The sequence below is a fragment of the Halobacillus sp. A1-3 genome, assembly GCF_050971765.1.
GTDB classification, from domain to species: Bacteria; Bacillota; Bacilli; order Bacillales; family Halobacillaceae; genus Halobacillus; species Halobacillus mangrovi_B.
Map to the genome: position 1 here is coordinate 259,367 of NZ_JBPCEO010000003.1, position 26,744 is coordinate 286,110.

At 41.6% G+C, this 26,744-nt stretch carries 31 protein-coding genes; 16 read left to right on the forward strand and 15 right to left on the reverse strand.

What is annotated here, in order from left to right:
• Window positions 1–7 precede the first annotated feature (7 nt).
• From ACRYKC_RS06735 to ACRYKC_RS06760, 6 genes are all read left to right on the forward strand, one after another.
• Window positions 8–793 carry an enoyl-CoA hydratase/isomerase family protein gene (locus ACRYKC_RS06735; RefSeq protein ID WP_433805972.1) on the forward strand — a complete coding sequence of 262 codons (786 nt, stop codon included), beginning with the start codon at window positions 8–10 and terminating at the stop codon, window positions 791–793.
• Window positions 794–809: 16 nt separating this feature from the next.
• On the forward strand, window positions 810–1,784 hold the full coding sequence (locus tag ACRYKC_RS06740; protein WP_433805973.1) for a quinone oxidoreductase family protein: 975 nt from the start codon (window positions 810–812) through the stop codon (window positions 1,782–1,784).
• A 121-nt stretch (window positions 1,785–1,905) separates the two neighbouring features.
• The gene (locus ACRYKC_RS06745) at window positions 1,906–2,454 is read left to right on the forward strand and encodes a GNAT family N-acetyltransferase (protein WP_433805974.1); all 549 of its coding nucleotides are present in this window, start codon (window positions 1,906–1,908) and stop codon (window positions 2,452–2,454) included.
• A gap of 28 nt (window positions 2,455–2,482) precedes the next feature.
• A complete protein-coding gene (locus tag ACRYKC_RS06750; protein WP_433805975.1) occupies window positions 2,483–3,301 on the forward strand; it encodes a PP2C family serine/threonine-protein phosphatase in 819 nt (272 codons plus the stop codon).
• A gap of 56 nt (window positions 3,302–3,357) precedes the next feature.
• A complete protein-coding gene (locus ACRYKC_RS06755) occupies window positions 3,358–4,182 on the forward strand; it encodes an alpha/beta fold hydrolase (RefSeq protein WP_433805976.1) in 825 nt (274 codons plus the stop codon).
• Window positions 4,183–4,243: 61 nt separating this feature from the next.
• Window positions 4,244–4,759, forward strand: coding sequence for a GNAT family N-acetyltransferase (locus tag ACRYKC_RS06760; protein ID WP_433805977.1), 516 nt, complete (start codon window positions 4,244–4,246; stop codon window positions 4,757–4,759).
• A gap of 44 nt (window positions 4,760–4,803) precedes the next feature.
• Here ACRYKC_RS06760 and ACRYKC_RS06765 read toward each other — a convergent pair whose 3' ends face one another.
• The 6 genes from ACRYKC_RS06765 to pxpB form a co-directional block, all read right to left on the reverse strand.
• On the reverse strand, window positions 4,804–5,451 hold the full coding sequence (locus ACRYKC_RS06765) for an O-methyltransferase (RefSeq protein ID WP_433806183.1): 648 nt from the start codon (window positions 5,449–5,451) through the stop codon (window positions 4,804–4,806).
• Between the two features lie 112 nt (window positions 5,452–5,563).
• A complete protein-coding gene (locus tag ACRYKC_RS06770; RefSeq protein WP_433805978.1) occupies window positions 5,564–6,352 on the reverse strand; it encodes a putative hydro-lyase in 789 nt (262 codons plus the stop codon).
• A gap of 12 nt (window positions 6,353–6,364) precedes the next feature.
• The gene (locus ACRYKC_RS06775; protein WP_433805979.1) at window positions 6,365–7,555 is read right to left on the reverse strand and encodes an NRAMP family divalent metal transporter; all 1,191 of its coding nucleotides are present in this window, start codon (window positions 7,553–7,555) and stop codon (window positions 6,365–6,367) included.
• Window positions 7,556–7,573: 18 nt separating this feature from the next.
• Window positions 7,574–8,347, reverse strand: a complete 774-nt coding sequence (locus tag ACRYKC_RS06780; protein ID WP_433805980.1) for a LamB/YcsF family protein — start codon at window positions 8,345–8,347, stop codon at window positions 7,574–7,576.
• An 11-nt stretch (window positions 8,348–8,358) separates the two neighbouring features.
• Window positions 8,359–9,360, reverse strand: coding sequence for a 5-oxoprolinase subunit C family protein (locus ACRYKC_RS06785; RefSeq protein WP_433805981.1), 1,002 nt, complete (start codon window positions 9,358–9,360; stop codon window positions 8,359–8,361).
• A complete protein-coding gene (gene pxpB, locus ACRYKC_RS06790; RefSeq protein WP_433805982.1) occupies window positions 9,357–10,073 on the reverse strand; it encodes a 5-oxoprolinase subunit PxpB in 717 nt (238 codons plus the stop codon). Before pxpB ends, ACRYKC_RS06785 begins: the two co-directional genes overlap by 4 nt.
• 244 nt (window positions 10,074–10,317) lie before the next feature.
• Here pxpB and ACRYKC_RS06795 point away from each other — a divergent pair, with 244 nt between their 5' ends.
• From ACRYKC_RS06795 to ACRYKC_RS06805, 3 genes are all read left to right on the forward strand, one after another.
• Window positions 10,318–10,788: a DUF2188 domain-containing protein gene (locus ACRYKC_RS06795; protein ID WP_433805983.1), complete on the forward strand. Its 471-nt coding sequence runs from the start codon at window positions 10,318–10,320 to the stop codon at window positions 10,786–10,788.
• 63 nt (window positions 10,789–10,851) lie between these two features.
• Window positions 10,852–11,094 carry a DUF2188 domain-containing protein gene (locus ACRYKC_RS06800; RefSeq protein ID WP_433805984.1) on the forward strand — a complete coding sequence of 81 codons (243 nt, stop codon included), beginning with the start codon at window positions 10,852–10,854 and terminating at the stop codon, window positions 11,092–11,094.
• A gap of 161 nt (window positions 11,095–11,255) precedes the next feature.
• The gene (locus ACRYKC_RS06805; protein WP_433805985.1) at window positions 11,256–11,450 is read left to right on the forward strand and encodes a YwbE family protein; all 195 of its coding nucleotides are present in this window, start codon (window positions 11,256–11,258) and stop codon (window positions 11,448–11,450) included.
• Window positions 11,451–11,537: 87 nt separating this feature from the next.
• Here ACRYKC_RS06805 and ACRYKC_RS06810 read toward each other — a convergent pair whose 3' ends face one another.
• From ACRYKC_RS06810 to ACRYKC_RS06830, 5 genes are all read right to left on the reverse strand, one after another.
• Window positions 11,538–11,933, reverse strand: a complete 396-nt coding sequence (locus tag ACRYKC_RS06810; protein ID WP_433805986.1) for a hypothetical protein — start codon at window positions 11,931–11,933, stop codon at window positions 11,538–11,540.
• A gap of 457 nt (window positions 11,934–12,390) precedes the next feature.
• Complete coding sequence (locus ACRYKC_RS06815; RefSeq protein ID WP_433805987.1) at window positions 12,391–13,380, reverse strand: acrylyl-CoA reductase family protein; 990 nt, start codon at window positions 13,378–13,380, stop codon at window positions 12,391–12,393.
• Window positions 13,381–13,398: 18 nt separating this feature from the next.
• Window positions 13,399–13,590 carry a hypothetical protein gene (locus ACRYKC_RS06820; RefSeq protein WP_433805988.1) on the reverse strand — a complete coding sequence of 64 codons (192 nt, stop codon included), beginning with the start codon at window positions 13,588–13,590 and terminating at the stop codon, window positions 13,399–13,401.
• Between the two features lie 112 nt (window positions 13,591–13,702).
• Window positions 13,703–14,338: a hypothetical protein gene (locus tag ACRYKC_RS06825; RefSeq protein WP_433805989.1), complete on the reverse strand. Its 636-nt coding sequence runs from the start codon at window positions 14,336–14,338 to the stop codon at window positions 13,703–13,705.
• Between the two features lie 78 nt (window positions 14,339–14,416).
• A complete protein-coding gene (locus ACRYKC_RS06830) occupies window positions 14,417–16,426 on the reverse strand; it encodes a sigma-54 interaction domain-containing protein (RefSeq protein WP_433805990.1) in 2,010 nt (669 codons plus the stop codon).
• Between the two features lie 167 nt (window positions 16,427–16,593).
• Here ACRYKC_RS06830 and yfcC point away from each other — a divergent pair, with 167 nt between their 5' ends.
• The 3 genes from yfcC (at window position 16,594) to ACRYKC_RS06845 (ending at window position 20,177) form a co-directional block, all read left to right on the forward strand.
• Window positions 16,594–18,087, forward strand: a complete 1,494-nt coding sequence (gene yfcC / locus ACRYKC_RS06835) for a putative basic amino acid antiporter YfcC (protein ID WP_433805991.1) — start codon at window positions 16,594–16,596, stop codon at window positions 18,085–18,087.
• A gap of 24 nt (window positions 18,088–18,111) precedes the next feature.
• Window positions 18,112–19,278 carry a beta-aspartyl-peptidase gene (iadA, locus tag ACRYKC_RS06840; protein ID WP_433805992.1) on the forward strand — a complete coding sequence of 389 codons (1,167 nt, stop codon included), beginning with the start codon at window positions 18,112–18,114 and terminating at the stop codon, window positions 19,276–19,278.
• Between the two features lie 449 nt (window positions 19,279–19,727).
• Window positions 19,728–20,177: a M15 family metallopeptidase gene (locus ACRYKC_RS06845; protein ID WP_433805993.1), complete on the forward strand. Its 450-nt coding sequence runs from the start codon at window positions 19,728–19,730 to the stop codon at window positions 20,175–20,177.
• 40 nt (window positions 20,178–20,217) lie between these two features.
• Here ACRYKC_RS06845 and ACRYKC_RS06850 read toward each other — a convergent pair whose 3' ends face one another.
• The 3 genes from ACRYKC_RS06850 to ACRYKC_RS06860 all read right to left on the reverse strand — a co-directional run bounded on the left by ACRYKC_RS06850 (window position 20,218) and on the right by ACRYKC_RS06860 (window position 21,957).
• The gene (locus tag ACRYKC_RS06850) at window positions 20,218–21,138 is read right to left on the reverse strand and encodes a ketopantoate reductase family protein (RefSeq protein ID WP_433805994.1); all 921 of its coding nucleotides are present in this window, start codon (window positions 21,136–21,138) and stop codon (window positions 20,218–20,220) included.
• An 88-nt stretch (window positions 21,139–21,226) separates the two neighbouring features.
• Window positions 21,227–21,586 carry a DUF1428 family protein gene (locus ACRYKC_RS06855; RefSeq protein ID WP_433805995.1) on the reverse strand — a complete coding sequence of 120 codons (360 nt, stop codon included), beginning with the start codon at window positions 21,584–21,586 and terminating at the stop codon, window positions 21,227–21,229.
• 59 nt (window positions 21,587–21,645) lie between these two features.
• Window positions 21,646–21,957 carry a hypothetical protein gene (locus ACRYKC_RS06860; RefSeq protein ID WP_433805996.1) on the reverse strand — a complete coding sequence of 104 codons (312 nt, stop codon included), beginning with the start codon at window positions 21,955–21,957 and terminating at the stop codon, window positions 21,646–21,648.
• A 358-nt stretch (window positions 21,958–22,315) separates the two neighbouring features.
• Between ACRYKC_RS06860 and ACRYKC_RS06865 the strand changes: the two genes are divergently transcribed.
• Entirely contained in the window at window positions 22,316–23,530 is a 1,215-nt protein-coding gene (locus ACRYKC_RS06865) for an EAL domain-containing protein (RefSeq protein WP_433805997.1), read from the forward strand.
• Between the two features lie 166 nt (window positions 23,531–23,696).
• On the opposite strand, the gene mreBH is transcribed toward ACRYKC_RS06865, so the two are convergent.
• Window positions 23,697–24,704 (reverse strand): rod-share determining protein MreBH, encoded by a 1,008-nt coding sequence (mreBH, locus tag ACRYKC_RS06870; RefSeq protein WP_433805998.1) that lies wholly within the window; start codon window positions 24,702–24,704, stop codon window positions 23,697–23,699.
• Between the two features lie 168 nt (window positions 24,705–24,872).
• On the opposite strand from mreBH, the gene ACRYKC_RS06875 reads away from it, so the two are divergent.
• Genes ACRYKC_RS06875 through ACRYKC_RS06885 form a run of 3 tightly spaced genes read left to right on the forward strand, consistent with a single transcriptional unit; the run spans window position 24,873 to window position 26,677 of the window.
• Window positions 24,873–25,619 (forward strand): YkgJ family cysteine cluster protein, encoded by a 747-nt coding sequence (locus ACRYKC_RS06875; protein WP_433805999.1) that lies wholly within the window; start codon window positions 24,873–24,875, stop codon window positions 25,617–25,619.
• Window positions 25,609–26,253: an MOSC domain-containing protein gene (locus tag ACRYKC_RS06880; protein ID WP_433806000.1), complete on the forward strand. Its 645-nt coding sequence runs from the start codon at window positions 25,609–25,611 to the stop codon at window positions 26,251–26,253. Before ACRYKC_RS06875 ends, ACRYKC_RS06880 begins: the two co-directional genes overlap by 11 nt.
• 52 nt (window positions 26,254–26,305) lie before the next feature.
• Window positions 26,306–26,677: a DnaJ family domain-containing protein gene (locus ACRYKC_RS06885; RefSeq protein WP_433806001.1), complete on the forward strand. Its 372-nt coding sequence runs from the start codon at window positions 26,306–26,308 to the stop codon at window positions 26,675–26,677.
• The last annotated feature ends 67 nt before the right edge of the window (window positions 26,678–26,744 follow it).

Below are 26,744 nucleotides of genomic sequence, written 5' to 3' on the forward strand. Positions count from 1 at the left end.
TGGAATGATGAACTTAGGTAACGAACATTTAAGTGTAGAGTTGAATGGTCCTGTCATGTCTTGTGTATTGAACCGTCCCGATTCTCTGAATGCTTTCTCTGACAAAATGATAGTAGGACTTCAGGAAGCTCTTGAGGAAGCGGCTTTAAATAACGAAGTGAAGGTCGTTGTATTATCTGGTGCTGGCAGGGCCTTTTCAGCCGGTGGAGACGTCAAAAGTATGGGACAGGTTGATGCTCAAGGGATTTATGACCACCTCGGGGCATTAAACCAGCTTATCTTGCAAATAAAGGATCTTTCCAAACCTGTTGTATCCGTTGTGCACGGCTATGCAGCAGGAGCAGGCTTTAATCTGGCTTTAGCTTGTGACCAGATCCTGGCTGGAGAAGAGAGTCAGTTTATTCTTAGCTTTGCTCAAGTTGGGCTCGTATCTGATGGAGGAGGCCACTACTTCTTATCTAAGCTTCTCGGTCCTTATCGCGCAAAGGAATTGTTATTCAGGGCAGAACCGATACCAGTAGAAACCGCTATGGAGTGGGGATTGGTCAATCGCGTGTTCCCACTGGCCGATCTTGAAGAGGAGGCCATGAACTATGCTGTTAGATTAGCTAAAGGACCAGGACGTGCAATTGGGATGATGAAAAAGCTTGTGGATCAATCTGATAAATCAGATTTGGCTACAATTCTTGAACAGGAACGGACTGTTCAAACGATGATGGTATCCACGAATGATCACAAAGAGGGCGTGCAAGCTTTTAAGGAAAAACGCAAACCAGAATTTACTGGTAAATGAGTTGGGGGGAGAAATGATGAAAGCTATTCAGTTTAAAGAATATGGAGGTCCTGACGTTTTAGAGAAAGTAGACGTTGAGACACCAGAGTTAAAAGAAGGAGAAGTGCTCATTAAGGTCACAGCCATAGGTGTAAATTATGCGGATACTGCCCGGAGAGAGGGGGCGTATGTTGTTCCTACTCCACTTCCATTCATCCCAGGTGCAGAAGTGGCCGGAGTTGTAGAGGAAACAGGAGAAAAAACGAATAGATTTCAGAAAGGCGACCGTGTCGTTACGTTAATTGGCTCAGGAGGATATGCCGAATACGTAGTGGCGAATGAACGGACTTTAATTCCTATTCCGGAAAACATGGAAGACGCAACAGCTGTTTCCTTACCTCTACAGGGGTTGACTGCGTATCATTTACTAAAAACAATGGGACGTCTGGAAAAAGGGGAAACGGTGCTTGTTCATGCTGCTGCAGGAGGAGTCGGTTCATTGGCTGTCCAGCTGGCGAAACTGTTTGGAGCTGGAAAGGTTATCGCAACGGCCAGCTCTGAGGAAAAGCTTGATATGGCATTAGAGTTAGGGGCAGATCATGCCATTAATTATACAAAGGCTAATTGGCGGGAAGATGTCATGAATGCAACGGATGGAGAAGGTGTGGACATTGCCCTAGAGATGGCTGGAGGCGATATATTCCATGAAACTGTGAAATGCATGCGTCCTTTCGGAAGATTGGTCGTCTACGGAGTGGCGAGCGGAAATCCGCCTCAGATGTACCCTTCCGGTTTAATGAATCGAAATTTGTCAGTTATCGGATTTTTCCTTCCGCAAATTATGAAAAAACCTGTTTTGTTTGAAAAGAGTCTCCAGGAACTTTTAAAACTCGTAAAAACAGGTGATCTGAAATTGACGATCGGTGGAGTATATGATTTAGAAGAAGCCGCTCAAGTCCATCAGATGCTACAAGGAAGAAAGACCAAAGGGAAGCTGGTTTTAAAACCGTGAATCTAAGATGCTGAGGTTTCTCAGCATCTTTTTTTAATGATTACTAAGTTCTAAGCAGGAAAAGTGTTGAGAAAGATCGAAGAAAAGCAGTCAGCTGATTAATGTTTAAGGAGGAAGTGCCATGTTTTTACATAAAATTGATGAGGATTTAGCGTTAAAACGCATTGAATATACGGACGCCGAAGAGTTGTTTGAGCTCTCAGACCGTTCACGAGAACATCTTGGTACTTGGCTGCCGTGGATTCATTTTACCGAATCGCCTGACGATACGAAGACATTCATAAAAGGCTGTTTACAGAGGTACGCAGAAAATGACGGAGAAACCGTCTGTATTATGTACAAGGGTGGAATCGCTGGTGTCATTGATTTTCATGAACTGAGTTGGTCTCATAAGAGAACAAGTATTGGATATTGGATGGGAGTGAATTATAAGGGTCTGGGTCTGCTAACCCGCTCATGTGAAGTACTGTTCGATTATGCATTCAATCAACTTGGGTTGAATCGAATTGAGATAAGAGCAGCGGAAGAAAACCTTAAAAGCCGGGCTGTACCTGAACGACTTGGATTCGTGCAGGAAGGTATCATTCGCGATGCAGCCGATATGTATGGAAATTATGTGAACCACGTCTTATATGGAATGCTTGCAAGGGAATGGAAGGCAAAAGCTTGACGAAAAGCTTCTTAGAGGAGGTCCTTATATGAGAAAAAGGATTCATTCAATCCAACAAGTGAATATTACAAGTCCTACGAAAAGGGAAAGTGAGGATGCATTCATCGTTCATGAGTCGGCCGGGATTTTTGGTGTACTAGATGGAGCTACCCCGCTCACGAATTTTAGGGATGAGGATGGCCATAATGGAGCCTATCTCGCAGCTCAGCTCTTTAAAAGACATTTCCTGAATCTTTCAGAGACTGCTGAATTATCAAAAGAAGTGGTGAAAGCAAACACTAAGCTTCAGCAAGAAATGCTCGCTTATAAGGTCAACGTTGAAGAAGGATATGAGCGGTGGTCTACTTGTGTAGCCGTTGTAAAAATAAAGGAGAATGAGCTTCATTATGCCCAATTAGGGGACTCGATGATTATGATAAGTTATGAAGACGGAACATCAAAGGTATTGACGAAAGATACTGTAGAAGGTATCAGTGAGCGGGCTAGCCGACAAAGAGAAAAAGACCGTAAGTCAGGGAAAAAGATACCTGAAGAGACTTATTACAGAGAACCTTTAAATCGCTTACGGTATAACCGATCTATGGCGAATAGAGAGAACGGCTACACAGTAGCAAATGGAATGAAATACATTGAACCTTACATTCAGTCGGGGGTTGTCTCATTGGATAATATACGAGACGTTTTTATTTTTTCAGACGGATTGTTTCATCCCGAGCATACGTTACATGATACTTATAGACGAGTTCGGGAATTTGGCTTGATAAGCTATATCAATCAAGTGACAGAGCATTATCAGACCAACGATTTACGAGTGGATGATCGAACAGCCGTCTGGGTCACTTTTTAGGTTCTATAGAGAACAGGATGCTCATATATTTTTTAGGATGATAAGGAGGTGGTGAGGTGGCCTTTTATCAACTGTCTGATGGGGCTGAATTATTCTATGAAGATAAAGGAGAAGGTAAGCCTCTTGTGTTCATTCATGGAGTATGGATGAGCAGTCGTTTTTTTCATAAACAGGTTAGCTACTTTGAGAAAAAGTTTCGTGTTATTACTTTGGATCTTCGTGGACACGGGGCTTCTGCTAAAACGAATGCTGGCCATACGGTTGCCCAATATGCCCGGGATCTAAGAGACCTAGTCCGTCATTTAGATCTGCAGGATGTGACTTTGGTGGGGTGGTCGATGGGAGCTTTTGTCATCTGGGAATACCTTCACCAGTTCGGTGACAAAGGTGTCCTTTCAACCGTGATTGTAGATGAGCTGGCATCTGATTTTAAATGGCCGGACTTTGAAATTGGAGCTTTCGATCTAGCTGCCTTAACCTCTATGATGCAGGGACTTCAGCATGATCAAAAAGGGCTTCTCAGAGGTTTTCTACCGTTAATGTTTAAGAAAGATGTTTCTGAGGAGCATCTATGTTGGATGCTGGAAGAGACGATGAAAGTTCCTGCGAGCATTGCGAGTGCCATTTTGTTCGATCAGTCCATCATTGATTGCCGTCCATACTTGAACTCTATCCAATGTCCAACGCTATTATGCTTTGGTAGAGAAGAGAAGTTAATTCCTGTCGCTGCGGGAGAGCATTTAAAGAAATCTATTGCCAACAGTCAACTTGAAATCTTTGAACAAAGCTGCCACTGTCCTTTCTTAGAGGAACCTGAAAAATTTAATAGACTCATTGAATCATTTTTAACATCTTTAAAAGTGGTCAATAAAAATTCATAGGTGTTACAGGAGGATGAGGTCCCATAGATTTCATCCTTCTAGCTAAAGTAGAGGAAGAGAAATGGATTTAAACACAGAAAGGCTATGGATCAGAAAGTTCAAACCAACCGATTGGAGAGCAGTTTATTCCTACACTTCGGATCGAGAAGTCATGAGATTTCTACCTGAAGGTGTGCATACCGAAAAAGATTCGAAAGCTTTCGTCAATCAAAATTGCGATGGAGTAGCGAAACATTTTCCTGTCATTACGTTAGAAAACAATCAACTGATCGGACATATGACTTTTCATAAATACTTTGGAGATCATACATATGAGATCGGCTGGGTTTTTCATAGAGATCATCACAATAAAGGATATGCCTCTGAAGCAGCACAAGCTTTGCTGAAATATGGTTTTGAAACTATTCAGTTACATAGAATTATCGCTACTTGTCAGCCTGAAAATTATTCTTCGCACAGAGTAATGGAGAAGATCGGAATGAGAAAAGAAGGTTTTTTCAAAAAGTGCATACCGATGGAAGAAGGGTGGTGGGATGAATTTTATTACGCCATCCTTGAAGAGGAATATTCTACATAAAAGCAAGAGAGCTAGAAAAGCTTCTGGCTCTCTTTTTACTTCTTTTAGTTGATAAGAGCGAACAATAGACCGTCATATCCTTTGGAGCCAACTGTTTGAATTGCGGTAGAATCAATCCGAGGCTCGTTAGACAGCATTTCAAACATCTCTTTGATCCCACTTACCTCTTCGTCTTCCTGTTCATTTAAGATAGCTCCTTCACGTACAACGTTGTCTACAATTAAGCAGGCCCCCGGTTCAGCTAATTCAATGGCCCACTTTATATAGGCAGGATTATTCTTTTTATCTGCATCTATAAAAAAGAAATCGTAGGTATTTTCTTTGGATGCAAGGGTGGGGAGCGTTTTAATCGCTGGCCCTGTAAGAATTTCTACTTTATCTTTAACACCTGCTTCTTCCATATTTTTCTCAGCAACTTGAGCATGTTTCTCACTATACTCTAAAGTCGTAATTTTACCGCCTTCTGGCAAGGCTCTGGCCATCCATAAAGTGCTATACCCGCCCAAGGTTCCAAACTCGAGTATTCGTTTAGCGGATTTTAAACGGATAAGGAGATTTAACAGCTTTCCTTGACTTTCTGATACATCGATGGCAGGAAGACCGGCAGCAGCATTAGATGATAATAAATTTTCCATTACTAAATCTGATTGCATTAGATGATCACTGAAATATTGATCGACATGTTTCCACATTTCTTTACTCAACTACACTCCTCCTTTTGTTTTTCTATGCGTTTAGTTTACGATTAATTTCCCAGTATTGGAAGTAATATAAAAGCGCCTCCTAAAGAGACGCTATTAGTACTTATAGAACTCCAAAAGCCTCATTTTTCTGATCGGTAATAAACATATGACCAGGAGCATGGGTTAACATTAGTTTTGGTTTCATGTGCATGGCAATCGCCTGGGGAGTGACCCCACACGCCCAAAAAACAGGTACTTCATCATCTTTAACAGGAACTGCGTCGCCAAAATCAGGAGAGTGAAGATCATGTATACCAATTTTCTCAGGATCACCGATATGGACAGGAGCCCCGTGAACAGAAGGGAAGCGGCTTGTTACTTGGATGGATCTGATCACGTCTTTTGATTTCATCGGTCTCATGCTTACAACCATTGGCCCGTGAAACTGTCCGGCAGGCTGACAAGAGAGATTCGTTTTAAACATAGGGACATTCAAACCTTCTTCGATATGGCGAATGGGAATGTCATTCTCAAGCAGGGCTTGTTCGAACGTGAAGCTGCAGCCGAGCAAAAAACCGACCATATCTTCCGTCCAAACATCCGTAAGGTCCGTTCGTTCTTCTGTTTTTTTGCCATTTCGGTACACCAAATATTTAGGCAAGTCTGTCCTTAAATCAGCTTTTGGCGCAACCGAAGGAGGATAGTAAGCATTTAAGTCTGTAACATCAAGTACTGGACAAGGCTTTGGATTACGCTGGCAAAAAAGCAGGAAATCATAAGCCATTTCTTTAGGCAGGACAACAAGGTTGGCTTGAATATATCCGTTGGAAAGTCCTGCTGTAGGACGGTCCCATTCTCCTTTACGGATCATTTCTCTTGCTTCTTCAGGACTTAAACTGGATAGCTTCAATGGACTTCACTCCTATTTAAATAATTGAGGAATTCCTTCGATTAAAGAAACGCCTCCCATATAGGCCATGGCGACAACGATAATCGCACCAAAAATGGTCAACCATAGTGGGTGCTTATAATCACCGACAATTTTCGTTTTATAAGCAGCAATTAGCATAACTCCGAGCGCGATTGGCAGGATTAGTCCATTCAATGAGCCTACAAGGATAAGCACTTTTACAGGACGCCCAACGGTAACGAACACGGCTGTTGAAATGACGATGAATCCAACAATAAACCATTTATGATATCGGTCGATCGTTTTACTAAACGTACGTATAAACGAGACTGAGGTGTAGGCAGCACCGACTACGGATGTAACCGCGGCCGCCCACATAATAACTCCAAATATTTTGTATCCGATGTTTCCAGCAGCTGCTTGAAAGACAGAGGCAGGCGGGTTAGACGGATCAAGCGCTACTCCGGATGAAACGACCCCTAACGCGGCAAGGAAAAGGAAAATACGCATGATCGATGCGATACCAATTGCTGAGACCGAGCTTTTGGTTACTTGCCCAAGAGATTCTTTTCCTTTTACTCCTGCATCCAATAAACGGTGCCCACCAGCAAATGTAATATACCCACCGACGGTTCCTCCTACAAGCGTAATGATTGCAAGAAAATCAACCGTATCAGGGGCAACAGTTTTTGCTACAGCTTCCCCAACAGGAGGCTCTGCTGAAAACATAACAAAAATCGTTAAGGCGATCATAATAAATCCTGCCGTTTGTGCGAAGCGGTCCATCACTTTTCCTGCTTCTCTTACAAGGAAAACGGCGACGGCTACGATACCACTGAACAAGGCTCCCATTTCAGGGGAAATCCCAAAAAGGACGTTTGTACCTAAACCTGCCCCTGCGATGTTCCCAATGTTAAAGGCAAGACCTCCAGCGACAATAAGAAGAGAGAGGAGGACCCCAAGTCCAGGGAGCAGGCTGTTCGCAATATCCTGGGCAGGTTTCTCGGAGATTGCAATGATTCTCCATATATTGAGCTGCGCTCCGATATCTATGATGATGGAAATTAAAATGACAAAACCGAAGCTTGCGGCAAGTTGTTCTGTAAAGTGTGTAGTTTGAGTGAGGAAACCTGGGCCTATGGCGGATGTTGCCATAAGAAAAGCAGCTCCTAGAAGTAAACTCCGAGTAGATTGTTGATTCATGATGTAACTCCTATTCTTTTATCTTGTTAGAAAATTCCCTATTTTATCTAGTTGAATATCTGCTTCATTTAATGCATTGGTAATGTAGGAGGCGAAGTCGACAGCATGTTCTCCATCTCCATGGATGCAAATAGTTTGAGCTTCAATATCGATATCCACGTCCTGTAACGTAAGGACTTTTTCTTCTTTGATCATACGGATGACTTGGCTGACTGCTTGTTCATGATCAGTGATCAAAGCATTCGCCTCACGACGTGAAGTAAGGGACCCATCTTTTTGATAAGTACGGTCAGAAAATACTTCACTGGCTGTTCTCAGTCCAGCTTCTTTTCCGGCTTTGACTAGTTCACTGTTAGCAAGACCGAATAACACGAGTTCAGGATTTATGTCTTTTACAGCTTTAGCAATGGCATCTGCAAGTTCTTTTTGCTTAGCGGCCATGTTAAATAGAGCACCGTGCGGCTTCACATGTTGAAGGGCTCCGCCTTCAGCCTTTACGAAACCTTCCAAGGCACCAATTTGGTAAATGACAAGGTCATAGGCTTCTTCAGGTGAGATATCCATCGGTCTGCGCCCGAAGCCGACAAGGTCCTGCAGTCCTGGATGGGCTCCGATCCCAACGTTATTTTCGATTGCCATGTTTACTGTCCGCTTCATCGTGGATGGATCACCTGCGTGGAATCCGCAAGCAATATTGGCGGAAGTGACATATTTTAAAATTTCCTCATCACGACCGATTTTGTAAGAACCAAAACTTTCTCCCATGTCACAATTTAAATCAACGATATTCATAAAATAACCTCCTATCTCATTTTAAATGCAACGCCTCTTCGCAATTGAGCGAGAGCTTTTTCTCGTTCAAGGTAAAGTTTCTGAGCTTCTTCAAGACTAATCCATTCAAAGTGAATATGTTCACCTGGTTTCATCTGAGCAACTTTAGGCAGATCGATACTTGCGACTTGAGCAATTTTTGGATAACCGCCAGTTGTTTGCCGGTCCGCTAACAAAATGATTGGGTTTCCTTCTGAAGGAACTTGAATGGTTCCAAAAGCGACAGCCTCAGAAATCATATCTCTATCGTCTTTTCTTTCAAGGCGAGGGCCGTTTAAACGATAGCCCATTCGGTCGGATTTTGAGTCTATTTTGAAACTTTCCTCTATCAAAGCTTTTTGACTTTCTTTTGAAAATTGATCAAATTCTCTGCCTTCTGTAATACGTATGGTTTCTCCCGACTGGATAACTGGAGTGAATTCATGAGCCACAAACCAATTGGGAATTGCATAAGAATTTTTTCCTGTTTTCTGTCTTAAACCTTCAAATAAATTAGTTACAGAGTCTTTAGGCGGGTTTAATCTTAATTCGTCTCCTTTTTCTAAGGCTCTCCCTTTAAAACCCCCTATTCCTGCTCGAAGATAAGTAGAGCGGCTCTCCATAACAAGTGGTACATCAAATCCTCCAGACACGGCTAAATATGCCCTAAACCCTTGCTTAGGATTTCCGAATCTTAGTTCGCTTTCTTTCTTAACAAGAATCGGTCTCCACATAGGCACGCTCTCTCCGTCAATCATAGGAGATAGGCTGCCACCGCAGATGGAAATTAGTGCATCCTCCTGAAATTCAAGGACGGGCCCCATTAACGTAATCTCTATGGTAGCCAAGTCCGGACTATTGCCTACAAGGAGGTTGGCGATTCTATGGGATTCGCTGTCCATCACCCCGCTTGCAATGACACCATGCTTTTGGTTTCCATAACGTCCGAGATCTTGAATGGTTGTTAGTAGACCTGCTTTTACGACGTGGATCATGATTCCTCCTCCTTGACAGATTGATACTCTTCCTTAGTAATAGAGGTGAACTTGATCTTATCGCCGGCCTGCAGAAGGGAAGGAGTTTCATTTTCAGGCTGGAAAAGCTGTAAGGGAGTCCGGCCAATGAGCTGCCATCCTCCTGGAGTTTCTATTGGATAGACTCCGGTTTGCTTCCCAGCAATACCTACCGAACCAGCAGGGATTTCAAGTCTCGGATCGTCTCTTCGTGAAGCTGCAATCCTTTCATCCATGCCTCCGATATAAGGAAAGCCTGGTGCGAAACCGATCATATAGACCAAATAATCTCCGTTTGTATGAATGTCAATGACTTCTTTTTCACTTAATTCATTTTTTTCTGCTACATGGGCTAAGTCCGGACCGAACTCTCCGCCATAGCATACGGGTATTTCCACGACTCGTGGTTTTTGGGATTTTTTAACCTTAAGTCTTGAAATTCTCTTTTTCAGCTGCTGGCATGCCCACTCATAGGGGAGGAGGTCAGATTGAGTGTTTTGTTTTTGTATCGTAACAGGGTCATAAACGACTGTTACTGTCGTAAACGCGGGTATGTATTCAACTATCCAGTCAGCATCAAGGGATTCAAGCTTTTCACAAACCTGTTTAACCTGCTGGTGGACGGTAAGATCAATAGTGGTTCCTAGCTCAATGACGACTGCTTGATCACCTAAAGGGTAATAATGCGCTTTCACTTCACGGTGCCTCCTTCTTTAAGAAGAATCATAATATTTGTTGAATGTTTTCTATAAATAACTTCTTTTAATGCTATCCTATTTTCTAAATCCTTTCAAACCGGTGTATTAGTCCTTAAATTTACCCTTATGTTTATAGGTGTTTTGATTTAGGTAAAATTATTTCTATAAAAGAGTTTCCCTTGTTTAGGTTTAGAAAAACTCGGTTATTACACTTACAAAGATGGTTAAGGAGGATCAGATGATGCCTTGGGATAGTAATGATTATCCAAGTTCATTTAAAAACCTGGATACCGCGGTTAGAAAAAAAGCGATAGATATCGCTAACGCCATGATTGATGAAGGGTACGAAGAAGGGCGAGCGATTCCAATCGCAACAGAGCAGGCAAAAGAATGGTATGACAATGCAGATGAAAAAGAGATCAATCGAGTTAAACAAATGAGTGATTCGGAGCTCAAAGGTCGTGACCCTGAAGACCAGCAGTATGAAAACCGTCCAGAGCTTCTTGACAAAGGAGAACATGTGGTTTCACATGAAGATGGGTGGGCCGTCCAGGCGGAAGATGCAAAGCAGCCTTCTAACGTTTATGAGAAAAAGGAAGATGCTGTCGAAAGAGCGGAAGAAATTGCTCAAAATAAAGGGACACAAGTCGTCATCCATAAAAGGGACGGAAATATCCAAGATAAGATTTCCTATAAGAACAACGAAAAATGATGTTTACAAATTTTGCAAGATGGATATATAGCAAATATAAATCAACTTAGGAGGGGAAGAAACATGGCAGATTCTAGAAATAAAGCAGAGCACGTCGTAGCCCACGAAGAAGGCTGGGCAGTGAAAGCTGAAGGTGCAGAGCAGCCGACTAAAGTTTATGACAACAAGCAGGATGCAATTGATCGTGCGAAGGAAATCGCTGAGAACAAAGGAACATCCGCAGTCATCCATAAGAAGGACGGTACAATCCAGAATCAGCATTCCTATGGAGACAACAGCAATAACAGCAGCCAAGGTAAAAGCTGAGAAAACCGTAGTGAAGCAACAAATAAGGAATACGGTCGACAAGGTAAATATGCAAAAGGAAGTCAAAATTAATTTGGACATAGAAAAAGCACCCTTAGCGGGTGCTTTTTCTATGTCCTTGTATGGTATGATGAAAAGCAGATTATTAAGGAGGAAGAGCGATGGATGGACAAAAGCGTAAGAATATAGAGCAGGGGCTTAACGTAGATATTGTATTGAAAAAGGACCAGCGTACTGGAAAGCTGACAAATGGAGTGGTGAAAGATATTCTGACCAATTCACCGACTCACCCCCATGGAATTAAAGTCCGTTTAGAAGATGGACAAGTCGGTCGTGTAAAAAACATCTATAAGTAGGGAAAAGCCTGACAATCGAGTTTTGTCAGGCTTTTTTCATATGGAACAGTGAACGTAAAGGTCGTTCTCTTTAAGGAATCACTCTTATTATGATTCTTTTTGGCTCACATAATGATGGTAAGGCATCTCAATCGTGAAAAAGGCTCCGTCAGCATCATCGTTCACATCAACGATCGTATATTCTTGACCAAAGATTTGTTCCATAGCATAATCTCCATTATCAAAAGGCTCGCGATCAATCGAAAAACCTGTAGATAGGAGAGTGTGACGATTTTCTTCCGTAAAATCACTGATTTCCTCTAACTTTATCATCGGCCTGGTGACGGTCGTATCATAGGCGTCTGCGAATTGTTCGTAACTGATCTCAACCTGAACAAGATCTTTAGCTTCACCAAGCATTTCAACAACATATTCTTTAAACTCAGAGATGTCCATCAAAAAACGGACATCTTCTGGTTCTATGCGATTTAAGTATTGTGACATAGCATGGGTCCCCCTTCATGGCTTCTACGACTTATATTACCATGCAGCGGAAAGTATAAACGTTTTTTAAATTGGAAAAAGCGAGTCAGACCGTCGTCCGACTCGCTTTTGGTTATATTTCGGAAAATATGAAATTCTACTTGTTACTTTTTACAAACAAGTATCGGATGTTATGTGAATCATCCACTTGCCGCGGTTCAAATTCTACATGGTAGTTTTTGGCAACTTAAACGACGCAATCCCTACCTCTATTGCATCCTTACAGCTCCGAAGCTGATCCAGTGTGATTAAGTTGTATCAAAACATAGCAGAATGCCAGTCTCATACAAATCACTCTTTTCTTATTTAATTCATATCCCGAGTTACCTTTATAGCGAAGGCACTAATAGATTATTATAGTATGGTCAATCGCCATTGTCAACTCTATGTTTTGATCGTTCAACTACCGCAATGCTAATTATAACTGTACAATCGTACGCCCGCGCGTTTCACCAGCAAGGATCTGCTCTAAAGTGTCTGGAATTTCTTGAAGGGTAATGGTCGTTTTCATTTGATCCAATGCATCCTTGATCTTCAAATCATTGGCTAAACGGTGCCATACTTTTTTCCTTGTTTCCATCGGACAGTAGACAGAGTCGATGCCAATAAGACTAATACCCCGGAGGATGAATGGGTAAACCTGTGCGGGGATTTTTGTTCCACCTGTCAAACCGCTGACAGCTGCCGCCCCATTATAGTGAAGTTTTCCTAAGATGGAAGCGAGCTGTTCTCCTCCGACCGGATCAATGGCAGCAGCCCATTTTTGACTAGATAATGGTTTGAGATCTCCATCGTAAACATCTTCGCGAGAGATAACTTTATTTGCACCTAATTCTTTTAAGTAAGCCTTATGCTCTGGACTACCTGTACTTGCCTCTATAGTGTACCCGCGTTTATTAAGAAGAGCTACTGCCATACTCCCGACACCGCCAGTTGCTCCGGCCACAAGGACTGGTCCATCTTCCGGTTTTAAACCATTCTGTTCCAGCCTGTGTAGGGATAAGGCAGCAGTGAATCCAGCGGTTCCGAAAATCATGGATTGTTCTAGTGTTAGCCCATCAGGCAGAGGGACAACCCAATCTGCAGGTATACTCGCATATTCACTATACCCACCGTGGTGAGAGACACCTATTTCGTAGCTGGTGGCAATAACTCGATCTCCCTCTTTGAACCTGGGATCTCTAGATGAGACGACTTCACCAGCAAGGTCAATCCCGGGAATGATCGGATAGTCTTTTACCAGAGCGTTGTTCGGATGCGAAACCATGCCGTCTTTATAATTAACGCTGGAATAATGGACGTGGATAAGTACATCACTGGAAGGGAGACTTTTTTGAGATAAAGTTTCTATATTCGACGTAATTGAATCCTCAGACTTTGTGATTCTAAAAGCTTTAAAGGATGTCATAAAAGCACCTCATTTTATTTATGGTCGTAGATCTTCATTGTATTTCTCTTCAGTAGAAGAATCATTTTTAGATTTTTCACCTTTTTCTTGTTCGCGTTCTTCCTTTTTTACATCTTCATTTGGGATATCGTCTATAAGCTGTTCTTTTTTAAATTTCTCTTTAAAACTTTCATTGTCGTTTTGTTTTCTTTGTTCCTTTTTATCTGCCACAGTTTCACCTCCTGTGAATGATATTACCGAATACGATTCCTTTTTTATGGAAATGTTAAACTAGTAGATTGGTAGAGAAAAATAAAAAACGCCCTCATAAGGACGTTGAAACTTAGGATTTAGTAAGTTTATTTTTAATGGACTTTATAAAGGAAGATTTGAATAGAAAGTCAAAGGCTGTACTGATGATCAAGCCATGGATGATGACTCCAAGAATGGTGAAAATGACGATGATGATATGCCCGGCTGACGTCTCGGGTTCAAAGCCGGAGCGACCGAAAAAAGTGAGGGACAGGATGGCGCTTACCCATGCATCACTATAAGTTTCAATTTCATTTTCAATAAGGTTAAGAGGGATGATTAGTAGAAAGACTAAAAAGAAGGTCACACCGGAAACAAATAACAGGTGTTGTTTCTTTAAGAAGCGGATGAACGGCATCGTATAGTATTTAGTAATGGACTTTAGCCTTAGAAGGTGAAGGATGCGAGCTACTCGTGCAAACTGAAAGATAGCATCGAGTGGAATAGCTGCAATCACGATAAAAGGGTTTTGCTTAACGAACTCCCATTTATTCCTGCTTTTAAAAAGTCTGTATAGAAAGTCCAGGAAAAATATACTCCACGTCCCCCAGACAATGAAACTGTTATAGCCTGTTTTTTGCCAAATGGTTGCAATGGAGAGGCCAGCGAGGGTGATCATGAAGATTTCATAGAAGGTTTTGCTCTTTTTCCGTTCCAAAAGCTTCATGATTAAATCCCTCCTTTACCGACAAAAGATACTCTTATTATACCATTTGGCCTATATTCTGACAGGGCATGAACCTAATTATTTTATCGAGCTTTGTAAATAATGAGCGCCTTCATGAGTAATTTGCGTGCCGGATCTTCCCCGTCGGATCGTTACATATCCTGATTTTTTTAAGTTTTCTAGTACTCTCCGAATCTGCTGTTCTGTCAAAGGACTTCCCCCACTTGAAAGAATTTCGGTTATTTTCTTGCGGCTCGCGTTTTTAGACGCGTCATTGAGTTCTTTTACTGCCGTCAAAACTTCCGTATTTAATTGGTGATCGACAAGACTCTCAGGTTCGACCTTTGGCATTTGGAAATAGTCTTTTCCTGGGAGGTCATGGACGGTAATTGTTTCGCCATCAGCTACAATAGACAAATAGGATACAGTATTTTTCAGTTCTCGTATATTTCCGTACCAGTCAAAGTACGTTAATGTCTCTATCAGATCATGCTCCCATTTATGTTCTGGAATGTTGTTTTCAATTGAAAATTGTTCAATAAGCAAGGGGATATCCATCTTTCTTTTGCGAAGTGGAGGAATCGGTAAAAATAGAACTTTTAACCTGTGATATAAATCTTCTCTGAATTTTCCTTCTTCAATTAACTCGAGCAGGTCTTTGTTTGTAGCTGCAATAATTCGAACGTTAATCGGAATCGTTTTAGTGCCACCAATCTTTCTTAACTCCATTTCCTGTATGACCCTTAAGAGTCTTGCTTGAAGCTTTAAACTGCTGTCTCCAATCTCATCCAAGAAAATTGTACCTCCATCAGCTTGCTCAAAGAGACCTTTCTTTCCGCCTTTTTTAGCTCCTGTAAAAGCTCCCTCTTCATAGCCGAATAATTCACTTTCCAGCAGGTCTTCAGGAAGAGCGCTGAAATTGACAGCAAGAAAAGGCTCAAGTACACGATTAGACTGATTATGGATGGAGTGAGCAAAAAGCTCTTTGCCTGTACCGCTTTCGCCTTGGATTAAGACTGGAAGCTCGGTTTTAGCTAGTTTGCTCGCAATTTTTTTGGTATGTAGGATCTCGGGACTTTTCCCAATAATATCGTCAAAACTGTATTTGGACATATAGCCTGTCTTCATGAGTTGTTTTCTAGCAGCTTTTTCCATCGTTATCGTTTCATCCGTATTTTTAAATATAAAAAGCACGTTGTCGCTTTCTTCCCATTGAATTCTATAAATCATTAAATTGTATCCGTTCATCGTGAAATATTTCCCTTGATCTTGAGGAGATGACATGTATGAGAGTAACTCTGGTTCTTTAAACAGCTGAGTCAATGTTCTTCCAATGGCATGGACGTGAGACAGTCCGCTATATTCTTCTATAAAAGGATTGAAAACTGTAACCCTCTGGTGACGGTCAATGGCCATAACCCCATCATTAACTCCGTCAACCACTTGCTGCAGGTGCTGGTTCAATAACTTGGTTTGACGATTCACTTCGGCAAGTCTTTGACTTAATTCTATGATTCTTCCTGTGTAGCGATTGGAAATCGTCCATCCCAGCTTTTCCTTCAGGTGGAAATGTTCAAGAACTTCAATTAACGTTGTCATATCGATCAGTCGTACACCGATATCTATGACTTGATCGATGGATTTAGGGACGATTTTTGCTTCTCCAGGTGTGATGGCTGTTTTAATGTGGGTAGGAGCTTTTTTGCCAGGGGAGTACGGGGTGTAAGCAAGGTTAGTCATCCCGATTTTTTCCAACGTTTCTATGGTTTCCTGCGCCATTTGTGGTGCATCGTTTACGCATAAAACTTCTGTTCCGCTGTTGATTTCAAATAATTCGTTAATCATTTGATAATTAATAGTTCTTTTTGCTGTCATTCGTTTGCATCCACTGGATACAAGATGAGATGCCTCTTCTTCAATCAGGTAAGACGAAAAAATTATGAGCTCATCTGAAACTTGTTCTGGGATCGCCTCATCTACAGCGTAGCTGTTGATTAAGATATACTCTCCTAAAATATCTTCTAGCTGCTGATGCAGCGTTTCTTTTGTTTCGGGTGTTCCCGTAATCAGAGTTAATCGATTTTTCATAGCCGCTTCATCATCCTTTTTAGTTTGTTTTTGGTTTTAATTATAACACCCAATAAAAACCTTTATGATGTTTTTTAAAAAAAGAACGCCGGAATATTCAGAAATATAAAATGGCACGGTTCTTGCATGTATAAGAAGGTGAGGAAATAAATAATAGGAGGAGTAAGATGAAAGAGAAAAAGAAAGGCATTCAAATGCCACATACGTACGTCATCATTTTCTTTGTCGTATTATTCGCTGCCCTGTTAACTTATCTGGTTCCAGCTGGTATGTTCGAGACGAAAGAAGTGACATATGAACATTCGGGTGCTGAAGAATCCCGTACAGTTTTAATACCAGAAAGTTTTACTACAGCAGAAGAAGGAGCAAGAGAAGGGACAAGTCTATTTGAGCCTGGAGGAGGAGCCGGTCTTTTAAACTATGTTTTTGAAGGGTTGGTTTCTGGTGACAAATGGGGCTCTGCGGTAGGAGTCGTTGCCTTCATTCTTATTATTGGAGGGGCATTTGGAATTATTATGCGCACAAGGGCAGTAGAAGAAGGAATTCTATCTGTCATTGATCGTACAAAGGGTAGAGAAGTTCTCATCATTCCTGTTATGTTCTTTCTATTTTCTTTAGGTGGAGCTGTATTTGGAATGGGAGAAGAGGCAATAGCTTTTGCTATGATTCTAGTTCCATTAGTTATTGCTCTTGGTTATGATGCGATTACCGGAATTATGATTACCTATGTAGCTACACAAATTGGTTTTGGTACCTCATGGATGAATCCTTTCGGTGTGGCCATTGCTCAAGGGGTATCCGATGTCCCTGTATTGTCCGGGACTCCGTTTAGAATGACGATGTGGCTTGTGTTTACGGCTGTTGGTACATTTTACACGTGGAAATATGCAAGCAAAATTAGAAGGGATCCGACCCAATCCTTATCCTACGAGTCGGACCAATATTTTAGAGACGACTTTGATCATAAAGAGATGAAAGTAAACTTCAGAACAGGACACATGCTCGTCATTTTGACAGTAGTACTTGGTGTGGCCTGGATTATTTGGGGCGTCGTGCAGCATGCTTATTATATCCCAGAGATTGCAAGTCAATTTTTCACGATTGGACTTGTAGCCGGGATTATCGGTGTCCTATTCCGATTAAATAATATGAAAGTCAATGATATCGCCGAAGGGTTTGCTCAAGGGGCGAAGGACTTGCTTCCTGCAGCTTTAGTCGTTGGTATGGCAAAAGGTATAGTAATCATTCTTGGAGGAGACGATCCGACGTCAGCTTCCGTATTAAACACGATCCTTCACTCGGCTGGACAATTGTTTGAAGGTGTGCCGGAAGTGATCTCGGCATGGTTCATGTTTGTTTTTCAGTCCATCTTCAACTTCTTCGTTGTATCTGGATCGGGGCAGGCGGCACTTACGATGCCATTGATGGCTCCGCTAGCTGATATTGCAGGTGTTACCCGGCAGGTCGCTGTTCTGGCGTTTCAGCTTGGAGACGGTCTTACGAATATCATTGTACCGACGTCAGCTGCACTAATGGGTACACTTGGAGCAGCTCGACTGGACTGGGGAAAATGGTTCGCTTTTATTATTAAATTTCAATTGCTCTTATTCGGACTGGCGAGTGTGTTTATTATCGCCGCAGTTCTGATTAACTTTAGTTAACTTGGTATAAAGGAGGAAGGACAAGTGATTACACTTATAAAAAACGCAACCGTCTATAATCCTCACCCTTTAGGAAAGAAAGATGTACTGATTGCAGGTAGGAAAATAGCCCGCATAGAGGATTCTATTGAACTATCCAATGATTTTATTGATGTAATTGAAGCTGATGGAAAAATATTAGCTCCGGGTTTCATCGATGGTCATGTGCATATTACAGGGGGAGGTGGAGAGGGGAGTTTTCGCTCCAGAACCCCTGAATTGAAACTGACAGATGCAACGACAAGCGGTGTAACGACCGTCGTAGGAGTAATCGGCACTGATGGGACAACGAGAACCATGACGAACTTGGTAGCAAAGGCTAAGGCCCTCCAGGAAGAAGGGATATCCTGTTACGCTCATACGGGATCTTATCAAGTTCCTGTACGAACACTGACGGGGAAAATAGAAGATGATATCCTTCTGATTGATCTCATTATAGGAGCAGGCGAAATCGCCATCGCCGATCATAGATCCTCTCAGCCTACTGTAGAGGAATTAGCGAAGATTGCTTCACAAGCAAGAATTGGAGGGATGCTTTCTGGGAAAAAAGGTGTGGTGAATGTTCATGTAGGAGACAGTGAAGACCGCCTTACTATCATCGAAGAAGTGGTCGCAAATACGGACATACCTATTACCCAGTTTTACCCTACGCATATTAATCGTAATTCCGAATTATTTGAAGCAGGCATCGATTACGCTAAAAGAGGTGGGAATGTTGATTTCACCACAAGTACCATTCCTAAGTTTATTGAGGATGGAGAAGTGAAAAGCAGTGAAGCTTTGAAGAGAATGCTTGAAGCAGGTGTGCCAATCGAACGAATGACCTTCACCTCGGATGCGCAAGGCAGCCTGCCTGATTTTGATGCAGGTGGGAATTTGACTGGCATGAAGGTTGGCAAGATTCGTTCCATGTATGAAGCATTTGTCGAAGCGGTAAAGCAATTTAACGTACCTTTAGATAATGCCCTGCAAGTCATTACGTCCAACCCTGCTCATATCCTCGGATTAAAAGCGAAAGGAGAAGTAAAAAAAGGGATGGATGCAGATCTTGTTCTACTCGATGAAGAAACCCTTTCTATTGAAACCGTGGTTGCTTTAGGGAGGGAAATGGTCAAAAACGGAGAAGCTGTTGTTAAAGGAACATTCGAATAGCGATGCTGGAACAGAAGAATCCTATCAGAAGGAAAAAGCCGAACGATATGTGTACATTCGTTCGGCTTTTTTTAGTTTAATAAACCCATTGTGAAATTAGTAAACGCGCCCTTCTTTTTTATAAAGGCCGAGCACTTTTGACTTCGCTTGCACTTTGACAAAATTTAAGAAAAAGGAAAGGAGAGATACTTTTTATGTATCTATCAATATACCAAATTGATCCATTTGTGGAAACTTCCATAGAATCCTTCTATTCCTCTTTTTTCTATCTATGTGGTATTCTCTAATTAAATCAACATAAATGAGAGAGGGTTGTCGGTGAGATGAGAATCCTATCCAATATGCTAGCCTTCAGTTTTTTTCTGCTAAGTATCGGATTGATCTTTTTTGTTCTCTGGCCAAAGTTGGATAATTCTATAATGCTACCGTTTCAGAAAAAGGATGTGCCGATGCCAACCACACTCCATCCTAAGGTTGAAGAATACAAAAATGAATTGATTGCGACTTCTAAAAGCAAAGGGATTGATATCTTTATTACAGAAGGCCATCGTTCTGTGGAACGACAAAATAACCTTTATGAACGCGGGCGCTCAACAGATGGAAGAATTGTCACCTATGCTAAAGGTGGTGAATCGTTCCACAACTATGGCTTAGCGATAGACTTCGCGCTTAAACTAGACAACGGTGATGTCGTATGGGATATGAGGCGTGATGATAATAAAAATGGGGAGTCTGATTGGATGGAAGTCGTGGCCATCGCAAAGGATATGGGGTTTGAGTGGGGCGGTGACTTTTCCAATTTTAAAGATTATCCTCATTTACAAATGGATTTTGGTTTATCAATTCGTGAATTACAATATGGAAAACGCCCGAAAGTGGACCAATATGCTGAAGAATAAAAAAAGGCGTCTCAGATTATGAGACGCCTTCCTTTTACCTTTACGCTTGGTAAGCTTCATAGGGTTTGATCATTGCATGAATGGTTTCTGTATAAGGCATAGAGAGGTCAACTTCACTGGCGAGGCGAAGGGCACCGCCATGAAGATGCTCCACTTCTAACGGGAGTCCTTTTCTTCGATCCTGATGCATCGAGGAAGTCATTTCATGGTCAAGGCCTCGAAGGCGTTCGAATGCAGTTGCTACATCCTCTTCAGTTAAATTGACCTGGTGGGCATTAGCTAGCTGCCTCATCTCCTCAAGAATTCGTTCTGCGATTCTGAAGGTTTGAGGATAACTGCGTACTTCTCCGATCGGCTGGTTTACGGCCGTAGTAATTCCGGAAAAAGAAGAGATGAACATATACTTTCTCCACATTTCTTCAAAAATATTAGGACTTAATGTGCCGTTTATGTTTGCTTGATTACAGGCGAGAGCAAGTTCTTCGCAAATTTGCTGTTGTGAAGGATGCAAAGGACCAAACACGAGATCATGGAATTGGCTCGTATGAACGACGTGGCCATTTTCATCCAGTGTTGCAATGATAAAGGACAGGCCTCCAATGACAGCTTCTTCGCCTAGTTCTTCTCTTAAAATATTGATATGCTCCATACCATTCAATACGGGAAAGACTTTGGCGCCTTTTTCAACAAGATTTTTCAGCCAGTCAATTGTTCCGTGAAGATGGTAGCCTTTCACGGCTAAAAATACTAAATCAGGATCTTCAATTTCTTCTGGAGAAGTTGCAACTTTGGGTTCGGAAACTTGATAGTCACCCATTTCACTATGTAACTGCAATCCGTGCTTCTGAATTTGTTCCGCACGACCATCTCGAACTAAATTGACCACTTCATGACCAGCTTCCTGCCAGCGGCCTCCGAAGTAAGCGCCAAGAGCACCGGCGCCTAGTACAACTATTTTCATCTATCCCACCTCCAAGTAATGTCTACTCTTATCATACCATCTTCCGTTGTGGACACCAGCCATCCGCTTTATGAAGAAATCCCTCAAATTATTGAGGGATTTCTGTAGTAAAGCTTGAAGTGACAACACGACTCATTTCAACGATGTCTTTAATGTGTTGATTCAAATATTGAATAATGTCATTACAGCCGATTTGTTCCATTACTTTATAGTAATCCTCTCTACTTTCGAAAATGGATTGTCCAAGCAGAAGTTCTTCATCTTCGTCCACCTCAATAAAATTGAGAATACCCATGGATCCTTGGCGTCCTGTGAGTTCATTTGCATAGAACATATGATGTTCCAGGGTTCCGTGGGCTTTTAAAAGCTCTCCTGACTGTTTGGTCAACTTTACAAATTCCTCCACGTCTGATTGCTTTACTCTAAAGAAACAAATGACTGTGTACATATTTTCTCCCTCCCTTTACTCTTTTGGTCATCCATTCTAATTTGTTTTGTTTTTCAGGTTTAGGATGTTGCAGCTTTGTCAGTCCTTGTTGATACGCCTGCATCGACAAGCAGGACAATAGCTGTAATCGTATGCATGATCCAGCCTACGAAAGGCAAAGCCCCGATAGCGTTAGTGATTAAGCCGAGAACGCTTCCTGCAAAGGAGCGACTTTCTTTTACAGAGAAAACTAAGGCTACCAGGTGAAAAATAAACATAAAGATCAGTGCCTGCCATCCTGTGCTTAAAATAAACGCACCACCAGCAATAGGAATGGCAAGAAAGGCTTCACAAATTCCTGTTATCCACTTTAACCATGTAGAGATTTTCATTAGATATAACTCCTTATTTACAACAATGTGCAAGACGTAAAGCGGTCTTCCAACCGCGTGCCTTGAGAGTGGGATCCCTACGATATTTTATCAAATGTCTGGGAAAGGAAGCTACTTTTTTAGACTTTCCCTTTACTCTTCTCTAAAATAGAATTCGACATTTACAGTGAAATTCCTCCAAAAGGAAGAAATACTTGGAACTCCTCCAGGAAGAGGGGATTTACAGGGTGACAGAGAATTAATATTAAGGTGGTATGCTTCTTCACAAACCTGTAAGAAAATTCCTCAAAATACTTGTTCCAGTGAACCATTAGGTGAAATTATAATGAATAAACTTATTAATGGAGGAGGGATACCTATGGATCCATTAGATATCGTAAGTGACTTACATTACGTAAAGCCAGTATACCAGCCGATAGTCAGCGCCATAAAACATGATGTGATTGGTTATGAGGTGTTGGGGCGTTATAACAATGAAGGCAGCTGGATGAGTCTTGGTCCGTTCTTTCATGATGAAGAAGTGCCTGATGAATTTAAAGTTGAAGTAGATCAGCATTTATTAAAAATAGCGATGACAGAAATGCTGCAGTCAAAGACGGAAGGGAGTTTATTTATCAACCGTAATGCTAAACAGCTGATGGTAAACAACGGAGAAGACTTGCTGCAGACATTGCTTTTGTTTGAACAGAAGGGTTTTTCAATGGGCCGGATTGTAATTGAAGTGACAGAGCATGATTTTGATGAAGAATTCGAAGTCCTCAGTCATTTGCTGCAATATTATAAGACATATGGCATTCAAATTGCTGTCGACCATGTCGGGGCAAAAAGCTCGAATATTGACCGAATCCGTCAGCTTGAACCTCATATATTGAAAATTGATACGACGATTATCCGAAATCAAAATGCAGATGGTTTTCATGACGTCATGTACTCCCTGTCCATGCTTGCGAGAAGAATTGGAGCGGCTCTTTTATTCGAGAATATAGAAGACGATTTCCAGCTTCACTTTGCGTGGAAACATGGGGGAAGATTCTATCAAGGGTTCTTTCTGGCGAAGCCTTCCGATTATCTTGTAACAAAAGAGGCTTTGACCTTGAACCTCACCCAGAAAATTGCCGCCTATATTACTAGGGAGAAGTCGCTAGTGGAACAAAGGCTCCACCTTATAACCCAATGGGAAAATAAAGTTCGGGAACTGCTGCCAAAGTGGGAAGGACCTAAGAAAGTTGACGCGTTTATTGATTTAGTGAAAGACCGTTTTCATCAAGAAAGCTTTCGGATGTTCGTCTGTAACAGCGACGGCCAACAGATCTCCTCAAACTTTCGAAAAAGAGTTAATAGTTGGGAACTTGAACCAGAGCAGAGAGGTTCGAACTGGGCGTTCCGTCCATACTTTTTAGAAAATGTAGTGCAGATGAAATCGACTGGAAAAGGAATTTTATCGGACAATTATTCTGATATTGATACAAAAGAAATGATTCGTACGTTTAGTATGCCTGTATCTGATCAGTATTTTCTATTTATCGATATCCGGTACTCCTTTATTTTTGATCATGAATGTCTGCTTATTTAAAAAACCCGCTTCAGGGATTGTCCTGAGCGGGTTTTGTTATGTGAGCCGGTTCATATCGCCTCACCCTTAGAGGCCTTAAGTCTAACAGTTCCGTGGAGTAAAAACATTTCACTGCACTGTTGTTCTTATGATTGTCAGGGCTGGCCGGGCGATTTCGCACTAAAACTTATTTTGAGGCTTTTTGCAGTTTTTGAATCATTTTAAGCGAGCGGCCTGTTCCAATGGCTACGGATTCTAATGGGCTTGGGGCCATATGGACAGGAACGGAGATCTCCTGGGAAAGCCAGTCCTGCATACCATTCAACAGTGAGCCGCCTCCAGTCAAGATGACACCGTGGTCAACAATATCTCCGCTCAATTCCGGAGGACATTCTTCAAGAGTTGCGCGGATTGTTTCAAGCAGTTGTTCCAATGATTCTTTTAAAGCAGACTGAATCTCTGTAGATTTCAACTCAATCGTTTTTGGTAAGCCTGTAACCATATCACGTCCACGAACATCCATAGTTAGTTCAGGGTGGTCGATTAACGCATAACCGATTTCCATTTTAATTTGTTCCGCTGTGCGTTCTCCGATCAATACATTATAAGCTTTGCGGACATATTGAATGATTTCTTCATCCATAACGTCTCCGCCTGTACGAATAGATTTACAGGAAACAACTCCACCGAAGGAGATAATTGCTACTTCACTTGTACCTCCGCCGACATCAACGATCACGTTAGCAACTGGCTCGTCTACAGGCAGGTCTGCACCAATAGCAGCAGCGATTGGCTCTTCGATAAGGTGAACTTGTTTAGCTCCGTAGCTTTTCACTGCATTATGGATTGCGCGGCGTTCAACAGAAGTGGATCCGGATGGAGTACAGATGACGACCGTTGGCTTACGCATCGATAGGCCAGACTTCTTAGAAACCTTCTTAAGTAGTTCTTTCAACATTTGTGCAGTCATATCATAATCTGCGATGACTCCGTCTCTCAAAGGTCTTACTGGGATAATATTTCTTGGGGTTTTTCCGACCATTTCTTTAGCTTCTTTACCGACAGCGACAACATTCTTCGTTTCCGTATTATAAGCTACGACTGATGGCTCATTTAATAGAATTCCTTTTGACTTAGAATAGATTAATATATTTGCTGTACCAAGATCGATACCAATTTCAGCATTTGCTAGCATTTAGACGTACCTCCAAAGATGAACAGATTTCTCATAATATATGTCATTGTAACATGATATGATTTTTTTGGGGGTCTAACAAGAGGAAATTGGTGGAGAATCCTGAGTAGTTAAATGGTTGGAGAAACATGTATAATAGAGGCAACGATAAATAGGGGAGTTTTCGTCATGACACGTTTTCTAAAACACCAGGAAATACTGAATAAATGCGAACGAATCAACGAAGAATACGAAATTGATCCAGTATTCTTCGATAAAATTGTCGATGACCTTTTAAATAGTGAATTAGATACAGAAGACGTCATTCTTGAAGGTTTCCAAACCTTATTGACTGAAATTGACAACGAAATTGAGAGAATGGAATCATTCAGTAATATGAAACCAAACTGTTTCAAAGGCTGTGCTTTTTGTTGTTATTTTCCAATTGTAGTCAGCCGGATGGAGGCGAAAATACTTTTCAAGTCGATTGAACGATTCACTGAAGAGAGAAAAAATGCAATTTTTGACCACTGGGAGAAATACTATTCCGCTCAAAAGGATAAGCTGGATCATGCTTTTACCATGGATCCAGAAGATCCAGAAACAAAATTGGAGTATAAGAAGCTTAATTTGCCTTGTCCGATGTTAGATCCTGAGAATCAGTTATGTATGGCCTATGAAGTTCGACCGGTTCCGTGCCGAACGTACTTGAACTATAGTGACCCTCAAGTATGTGCAGAGAACCATATGCCGAAAGAACCGTTCAGCTACGAATTTCTATACACGTACTACTTTGGTGCTATAAATGAACTCATCCAAGCTTTATATGAGAACGGTGAAGAAGTATTTGTCGATTATCCGATGGATGCCTGGAGCTATGACTACCTTCCGGCCTGGGTGTTAAAATGGAGAGAGGGGACGTTAGATGAAGTATAAGCTGTTATCTTTGAATGTAGGGCGACCGGAAGTCTATCAAACAGATAAAGGTGATTTGGAGAGTGCCTACCGTAAAAAGCCAGTCCAATCCACGACATTTTTGTCCTTTCTTAATTTCGATGGAGATGAACAAGCTGATAAAAAAAATCATGGCGGGCGTGACAAGGCAGTTTGCCTTTACCCGGCCCAGCATTATCGGCATTGGGAGAATCATTATAGTCAGCCGTTTCCCTTTCCTGCATTTGGAGAGAACATTACCGTTGAAGGCATAGAAGAATCGGATGTCCATATCGGGGATATTTTTCAGTTGGGGGAAGCAATTGTCCAGATTACCGAACCAAGGAAACCTTGCTACATCATTGCCAGGACCCATGGAATCGATGACTTTCCTGCTCAAGTGACAGCCAGCGGCTATACAGGGTTCTACCTCCGTGTGCTTAAAGAGGGGGATGTAACTCCTGGAGACATGATGACATTAATCGAACGTCATCCTGATCAAATTTCAGTAAGTGAAGTGAATAATGTCCGTTATCATGATAGAAAAAATCAAGATCGAATCAAACGAATTCTTAAAGTCGATGCACTATCCGGAAGCCTCAGGGAGACGTTGGAGAAAATGCTCGAAAAAGCTTAACCTATTGACTATAAGTGTAGGTTCAATTGAAATATTAAAAGGAGAGGGCAATATGGATTTTGGCCATTTGATTGAAGAGAAGATTAAACAGTCGATTAAAAATGGAGATTTCGAGAACCTCCCTGGAAAAGGAAAACCTCTACCTAAAGATGAACTTGCATACGTTCCTGATGAGATGCGGAATAGCTACCGAATTTTAAAAAACGCGAATATGCTCCCCGAAGAGATGCAGCTTAAGAAAGAGATTGTTAATCTAGAAGAATTACTTGAAGAAATCAAAGATCCGGAACGCTCTGCTTATGTAAGAAAGGAGCTGTCAGAGAAACGAATCCGCTTTAATTTGATGATGGAAAAGCGCAGGTTGAATCAATCGGGAGCTTTCAGACAATATCAAAATAAAATTAACAGCCACTTTGGTTTTTAACTATACGACCTTCGGGTTGTATTTTTTTATTTTTATAATGAGTGATTACTCACTTTACTTTTTGTTT